Raw genomic sequence first — 7,185 nt, forward strand, 5'->3', positions numbered from 1 at the left:
CGAGTGCCTGCCGCATTCAATAACATTGTCGGATACAAGCCCACTAAAGGCTGGCTCTCGACACGCGGGGTGGTGCCAGTCTGCCGCTCACTGGATTGTGTCTCCATCTTTGCTTTTACCGCCAAGGACGCCAAGCGCGTCCTGGCACTGACTTCCGGCTACGATCCTGAAGACATCTATTCCCGTAAAAGGGAGGAGACAGCCTACGATATCGATGCGCAGCGCTTCTATTTTGGTATCCCGCGCAAAGATCAGTTGCTATTTTTCGGCAATTCCGAAGGCGACCGCTTGTTCGGCGCAGCGGTAGCAAAGCTGCAAGCTCTGGGTGGAGAAACAGTAGAAATAGATTTTGCTCCTTTCCTAGAAGCGGCACGGCTGCTCTACGAAGGTCCCTGGGTAGCGGAACGCTACGCTGCCATTCAGCCATTCTTTGAGCAGCACAGCGATCAGATAATGTCGCCGGTGCGGGAGATCATCACGTGTGCGCAAGGTTACGGAGCGGCTGATGTTTTCAATGGCGTCTATAATCTGCGCCGGCTGAAACACCAGGCTGACCAAGTCTGGACAAAAGTGGATTGCCTGTTGACGCCCACGGCAGGTACCCTTTACACCATTGAGGCGATGCAGCAAAACCCGATTCAACTCAATGCGCATCTCGGGTACTACACCAATTTCATGAATCTACTAGACTATTGCGCTGTCGCAGTCCCAGCCGGATTCCAGAAGGATGGGCTGCCCTTCGGCATTACCCTAGTGGCACCAGCCCATCAGGATGAGTCACTATTGCGTCTAGCCGAGGAATTGCAGCAAGCTCATGGTCTGTCCTTGGGAGCCACCGGTATTCCTCTGCCGTTGCCAGCCAGTGAGGAGGAGTTAAGCGCACCGCCGGCACAAAAGCGCGCTGCGCAATCCGGACAGGTACGCGTCGCCGTATGTGGTGCACACCTGTCCGGCCTGCCCCTGAATGAACAATTGACTCGCCGTAAGGGTCATTTAATCAGAAATACAACGACTTCGGCAGATTACAAATTTTATGCTCTTCCGGGTGATCCGCCGCATCGTCCGGGACTGGTGCGCGTCGATGGGAAGGGACGGGGAGCTGCCATCGAGGTTGAGGTGTGGGAGCTATCTATGCATGAGTTCGGCAGTTTCGTGGCGGATATTCCGCCACCACTTGGTATCGGTACCGTTTCCCTGGCGGATGGCGAACTCGTGCAAGGTTTTCTGTGCGAACATTATGCGGTGGTAAACGCGGTGGATATCAGTAGTTTTGGTGGCTGGCGCTCTTATCTGAAACAGCCGGCAAATTCGTAGCTCGCGAACCTCCTCTGAGTTAGAGGATGCTAGGTGTAGTGACCATGCGTAAGAAAGGGTATCAGCATCTCCGCCCTGCTCATACAGCCTTTGTCTCCGTCAGTAAAAACAAAATCTATCCTCTCTGGCGCCAACTCATTATCCAGTTGCTTTGCATAATCAATAAGCCATTCATCCAGTGCCTTGGCAGACTCCTGCAACTGAAGCAATAAAGGGAAAGAGTCACTTTCAGTGGAGGAAAGTCCATGCAACTGGCGGATCAAATGGGATTTGAATATTTGATCCGCAATATGAATGTGATTCAGCCATATAGGGGTGGTGCGCACATAGCTGCAAAAACCGCCACGTGGAATTGGCGTTGTTGCCAAACCACAGTGATAGCGGCCGACTTGGCTGTGCAATTCTGCTTAAATTTTTTCAATTTCAAGGTTTCTTTCCAAGTCATCAGAAAAGTATTCCTCACGAAGTTGTGGTTTACATTGCGCAGGCAACCAATTCAGCACCAGAGGATCTGGACGTTTACGAATGGGACGGACGCACTGGCCAGCGACATCGCAAGAAAATTCTGAGTTTTTTTGGGTCTACGCCGCCCGTCAGGGGAGGATTTGCAGCGGTTACGCACATGGCTGACCGTCGAAATCTTACCGGTGGAGGCCCCATTCGAGCGATTGCAAGAATTGGCGGTGGAGTGGTTCGCCAAACAATCGTTGGCACCGCTTGATCTTACTCCGCTGGAACGGTTACTTCGATCAAGCATTCATGCCTTTGAGACTGAGCTATTCCGATCCGTTGCCAGCCTGCTGAGCGTCGAGACCAAGGCATCAATAGACACGTTGTTGACGGTCGAAGACCCAAACGGTAGTGACGAAGATAGTGCTATCGAGAACAGTTCTGGCGTCAAAGATGCCGATCTTGTTTTGACGCACCTCAAGGCCGACGCCGGACGAATCGGCCTGGATAGCGTTTTGCAAGAACTTGCCAAGCTGTCCCGGATTCGCCAGCTTGCTTTACCGATAAAAGGCTTTGCCGCACTACCCGTCAAATGGTTACAAAAATACCGTCGCCGAACCAGCACATAATCAAGTTGGGAACTGCGGCGACATCCGTCGGAAATCCGTTACACGTTGGTGGCAGCATATTGCTGGCAACGGCAGCACGAGATCATCGACACGCTCATACGTGGCGGTTTTTACAGCTATGTGCACACTACCCCTACTCAGCATCATCAAACCTCCGAAACCATGAGAAAAAAACTCGCCATATTTTCCTTATTGACAAGTGCGATTGGAGCAAATGCCAATGCGGTTGACACGGTGGATAATGAGATTCAGAAATCAGGCAAAACAATCGCCGCTGAAAACGTCGACAGGAAGAATGTTCTGGAATTGGAGGAAATGGTCATCACCGCGCCGTTGCGAAAAAAAGCGACGGATATGGCGTTGCCCGTCACCGTCTTGAAAGGGGATGAGTTGATCATGAAAATCGGGCGCAGTATCGGTGAGACCTTGAAGGATGAGCTAGGCATCACCAGCCAATCATTCGGACCCGGCGTTGGTACCCCGGTCATTCGTGGGCAGGGCGGCCCCCGTGTGCGCGTATTGAATAATGGCATCGGCAGCAACGATGTCTCGCAATTGAGCCCCGATCATGCGACCAGCGTGGAACCCATCCTCGTCGAACGCATCGAAGTGCTGCGAGGGCCTGCCACACTGCTGTATGGCAGTGGGGCCATTGGTGGCGTGGTGAATGTCATCGACAACCGGATTCCCGGGAGACTCTTTAGAAACCTGTTAGGCGGAGCGCTTGAACAGCGTTTTGATTCGGCCGCCAATGAATCCACCACAGCAATGAGAGTGGAGGGGAGTAAAGGCAACCTCGCCTATCACCTGGATGGCTTTTTTCGCACCCGCGGCAACCTTGGCATTGGCGGCAACGGTATTGATGTCGCTGCTGCCCAAGCGATGGATCCTTCTCTTACCGTGATACAAAATCCAAGGGGACATATTCCCAACACTTCCGCCCAGGCCATCAGCGGTTCGGCCGGTGTTTCCCTGGTGGGCGAGCCCGGCTTCGCGGGTGTTTCCATCAACCGCCTGGAAAATAATTATGGTATTTCCCCCGATGGCAGCGGCGGGCCCAATACCCGCATCGATCTCAAGCAAAGCAAGTACGATTTCAAGAGCGAGCTGATTGATCCGGTCCCATTTGTGGAGGCGCTGCGCACACGCCTGGGCTACACCGATTATCATCACACGGAACTGGTCGGCGGCATCCCGGGCACCGCCTTCGCCAACAAAACCTACGAGGGCCGTGCGGAACTGACCCACCGGCCGATCGGGCCATTCCACGGCACCATCGGCTTTCAGGCTACCGCCAGCGACTTTGCCGCCTTCAATTTCGAACAGGGCAATTCCAAAACCATTGTGCCTAAATCGTTGATTAACGGTTATGGCGTATTCGGGGTGGAGTCGTTTGACTACGGGCCGGTAACCTACCAGTTGGGGTGGCGTGTGGAGCAGGCTTCCATTGATCCGAAAGGACAGAATTCCCTGCCAGGTGCGCCCCTGGCCCCCTCCAGCTTCAGCTACACGCCGGTCAGCGCCTCGGCTTCCGCGCTATGGAAACTGAATGACCGTCATAAAATCAACCTGGGGGGCACCCGTTCACAGCGTGCTCCGCAAGTGCAGGAATTGCTTTCCTTCGGTTTCCATGATGCCACTCGAAGCTTCGAGGAAGGCAATGCCTCGCTCAAGATGGAAACTTCCTATAACCTGGACTTGGGCTACAAGTTGAACATGAATTGGGTCAGGGCTGAGTTCGACCTCTTCAGCAACTGGGTCAACAACTACATCTATCAGCAACGCACCGGAACGGACGTGTTTCAGGATGAAGGTTCAGGCGCACCCCTCGCCTGCAATGGATCGCAACCACCCGATGCGGGTTGTCAGGCGGTGCTACAGAGCCGGCAGGCTGATGCCATTTTCAGGGGATACGAGAGTAAGCTTATCTTTTCCCTGTTGAAAAACCCGAATGGATTGGTTGACTTGACCCTGTTTAGTGACTATACCCGAGGCCAATTCGTGAGCGGTGGCGACGTGCCGCGAATGCCGCCGTTGCGTTTTGGTTTTCAACTTGACTATACCAGGAACCAATTGACCAGCAATCTGCGCCTGACTCGCGGGGAAGCTCAGAATCATCCCGGTCTCAACGAAACTGTCACACACAGTTATGTACTGCTTAATCTCAGCATGCAATATAAGGTCAAGACCTTTCAAGGTGCGGAGATGATAGTCTTCGCCAAGGCCAATAATCTGCTCAACGAAAACATCCGCAACTCTGTCTCCTATCTACGCAACTTCTCCCCGGAACAAGGTCGGAGCGCCCAGGTGGGCATCCGCCTCACTTTTTGACTCCGGCAGTTGGAAGGGGTGGAGTGTGCGGTTTTTGGGGGTCCAGGGCAAGGCGCGAGGATGCGGAATGGTGTGACCGCGCGGGGCGTAGCAGTACCTTCCGCAGGAAGGTACTAGTCAGGTCCGATTGATTTTACATGACAATGCATACACATGGCACCGCCGAATACTTCCAGATGCAAGATGAATCTTTCGCGCTACGGTCTACATGAAAGCGGGGATACATAGCCCCGCCAAGTGCCTCCAAACGTAGAACAATCTCCTGGCACCGCAGTAAAACTCCAAGCAGATATCCGAAACCATGGAAATATCCTCTACCATCGCTCTTCGACCGGCAAAGTTGGGCAGAATGTTTAGTTTGGGTCTTTCGTCGACCCGGATTATTGTACAAAACCGCTTCCGACAATAATTCAAAGATAAGTTCAGGCTGAGCGCGCGGCATATGAGAATGGGCTATTATTGATTCGCTTGATCCCATACAATTCTTCAAAATTCAACGCATATCAATCGATTGAATCAACCCTTCCCCCTGATTCGCCACATTCCCAACGGCAGGCGACACGGCCCACAGTTGCATTAGATCTGGTCCAAAGGGCTTCAATATGGGTAATAGCCCTTCATCCGTCGATGGCATGGGATCAAGCCAGTTATCCCAATCCTCAATAGGTACGATCACCGGCATGCGATCATGGACGGGCTGCATCAAGGCATTGCAATCCGTGGTGAGGATGGCACAGCTATCGATTCTCTCGCCCTCCACTGTTGTGGCGCTATCCCATATACCGGCGAATGAGAGTGGCTTTCCATCCCTGGAGGAGATATAGAACGGCTGCTTCCTTCCCGAAGCCATCTTTTGCCATTCGAAAAAACCTGATGCGGGCACAATGCAGCGCTGCCGGTGAAAGCTCGCCTTGAAGAGCTTCTTTTCATGAACGGTCTCGGAACGCGCGTTATGCAGCAGCGGCAGTTTGCCCGGACCTTTGAACCACCCCGGGATCAGGCCCCAGCGCATCATGGAACCTGTGCGGCCTTCCGCGAGGTCGCGGATCACCACAATATTGTTGGTTGGCGCGATGTTGTAGCGTGGCTTCAGTTCCGGCATGATAGAAGCGCGGTACCAGTCCTTCAATACTGGATGAGGATGATTCAGTCCGTACCGTCCGCACATAGCGGCTATCCTTTCAAGACAGGTTATATTTTTTATATTGCATCAGGACGCATTCCATGGCAAATATTCTCCCTCTTCCAGCCCGCGAAGATCCTCCCCTGCCCCGCCTTCGGCAGGCTGCAGTATCCGCTCCGCTCTTTCGATTGCCCCTGCTGCTACAACGCATCCCGGCTGGCTTTCCCTCCCCGGCGGACGAATACGCGGAATCCGCGCTCGACCTCAATACGTACCTGGTGCGCAACAAGACCGCGACCTTCTTTTTCCGGGTGATCGGCGACTCCATGACCGGCGCCAACATTCACGATGGCGACCTACTGGTAGTAGACCGTTCCATCGAACCCAGGCACGGGCATATCGTGTTGGCCGTCATCAACAACGAATACACGGTCAAACGGCTGCACCGCTTGAACGGCATAATCGAGCTGCACGCGGAGAATCCCGCCTACGCGCCGATATCCTTTCAGGAACACGATGAATTACGGGTGTGGGGTGTCGTGACCGGCGCGGTATCGCGCTTTGCGGTATAGCCATGCCGGCATCCGGCGAGACTGCCAGCCAGCAGATTTTCGCGCTGGTGGACGTCAATAATTTTTACGTCAGCTGCGAGCGGGTGTTCAATCCGATCCTCGAAAATCAGCCTGTAGTCGTGCTCTCCAACAATGACGGCTGCGCGGTGGCCAGGTCCAATGAGGTCAAGGCGTTGGGGGTAAAGATGGGTGCGCCTTGGTTCCAGCTATCGGCGCTGGCAAGGCAGCACGGCATCGTTGCCCTCTCTTCCAACTATGCGCTCTACGCGGACATGTCCAGCCGCGCGGTGTCGATCCTGCGCGAGTACAGTCCCGACGTGGAAGTGTATTCCATCGACGAAAGTTTTCTCGGTTTAAACGGCCTGGGCAACCTGTGGCCGTCTTTCACCAGCATGGGGCAATCCATGCGCCAGCGTGTGTTGCAGTGGACCGGCCTGCCGGTGTGCGTGGGCATCGGCCCATCGAAAACGCTGGCCAAGCTCGCCAACCATATTGCCAAGAAAAATCCCCGCTTCAATGGCGTGTGCGATCTTGCCGCCATGCATCCGGCAGAGATGGGCTCCTTGCTGGCCGGCATCGAGGTCGGGGAAGTGTGGGGCGTAGGCCGCCGCATCGAGGCGCACCTGCAGGCAGCCGGAATCCGGACAGTGAAGGATCTGCGCGATGCGCCGTCGGCCTGGCTGCGCTCACGCTTCGGCGTGGTGATGGAACGCACGGGAAACGAGCTGCGCGGGATTTCCTGCCTGGCGCTGGAAGAGGTTGCGCC

Annotated in this window: 8 protein-coding genes; 6 read left to right on the forward strand and 2 right to left on the reverse strand. The window is 54.5% G+C overall.

Annotated features, from left to right (window positions below; translation table 11 throughout):
* On the forward strand, positions 1-1,314 hold a 1,314-nt coding region (atzF, locus tag BLO43_RS15945; RefSeq protein ID WP_139149310.1), incomplete at its 5' end, for an allophanate hydrolase.
* 29 nt (positions 1,315-1,343) lie between these two features.
* On the opposite strand, the gene BLO43_RS15950 is transcribed toward atzF, so the two are convergent.
* Positions 1,344-1,682, reverse strand: coding sequence for a DinB family protein (locus tag BLO43_RS15950; RefSeq protein ID WP_175444001.1), 339 nt, complete (start codon positions 1,680-1,682; stop codon positions 1,344-1,346).
* On the opposite strand from BLO43_RS15950, the gene BLO43_RS17305 reads away from it, so the two are divergent.
* The 3 genes from BLO43_RS17305 to BLO43_RS15965 are packed head-to-tail and all read left to right on the forward strand — an operon-like array spanning position 1,661 to position 4,724.
* Positions 1,661-2,035 carry a DUF4158 domain-containing protein gene (locus BLO43_RS17305; protein ID WP_090908008.1) on the forward strand — a complete coding sequence of 125 codons (375 nt, stop codon included), beginning with the start codon at positions 1,661-1,663 and terminating at the stop codon, positions 2,033-2,035. The genes BLO43_RS15950 and BLO43_RS17305 overlap by 22 nt on opposite strands.
* The gene (locus BLO43_RS15960; protein WP_139149311.1) at positions 1,983-2,393 is read left to right on the forward strand and encodes a hypothetical protein; all 411 of its coding nucleotides are present in this window, start codon (positions 1,983-1,985) and stop codon (positions 2,391-2,393) included. The genes BLO43_RS17305 and BLO43_RS15960 overlap by 53 nt, the downstream gene beginning before the upstream one ends.
* Before the next feature lie 48 nt (positions 2,394-2,441).
* On the forward strand, positions 2,442-4,724 hold the full coding sequence (locus BLO43_RS15965; RefSeq protein ID WP_217628093.1) for a TonB-dependent receptor: 2,283 nt from the start codon (positions 2,442-2,444) through the stop codon (positions 4,722-4,724).
* Positions 4,725-5,217: 493 nt separating this feature from the next.
* On the opposite strand, the gene BLO43_RS15970 is transcribed toward BLO43_RS15965, so the two are convergent.
* A complete protein-coding gene (locus BLO43_RS15970; RefSeq protein ID WP_090908013.1) occupies positions 5,218-5,892 on the reverse strand; it encodes an SOS response-associated peptidase in 675 nt (224 codons plus the stop codon).
* A gap of 56 nt (positions 5,893-5,948) precedes the next feature.
* On the opposite strand from BLO43_RS15970, the gene BLO43_RS15975 reads away from it, so the two are divergent.
* On the forward strand, positions 5,949-6,419 hold the full coding sequence (locus BLO43_RS15975; RefSeq protein ID WP_090908015.1) for a LexA family protein: 471 nt from the start codon (positions 5,949-5,951) through the stop codon (positions 6,417-6,419).
* Between the two features lie 2 nt (positions 6,420-6,421).
* Positions 6,422-7,185 (forward strand): Y-family DNA polymerase (locus BLO43_RS15980; RefSeq protein WP_139149312.1); only part of this gene is annotated, 764 nt, incomplete at its 3' end.

This window comes from Nitrosospira sp. Nsp13, from assembly GCF_900101945.1.
Classification (GTDB): Bacteria; Pseudomonadota; Gammaproteobacteria; order Burkholderiales; family Nitrosomonadaceae; genus Nitrosospira; species Nitrosospira multiformis_D.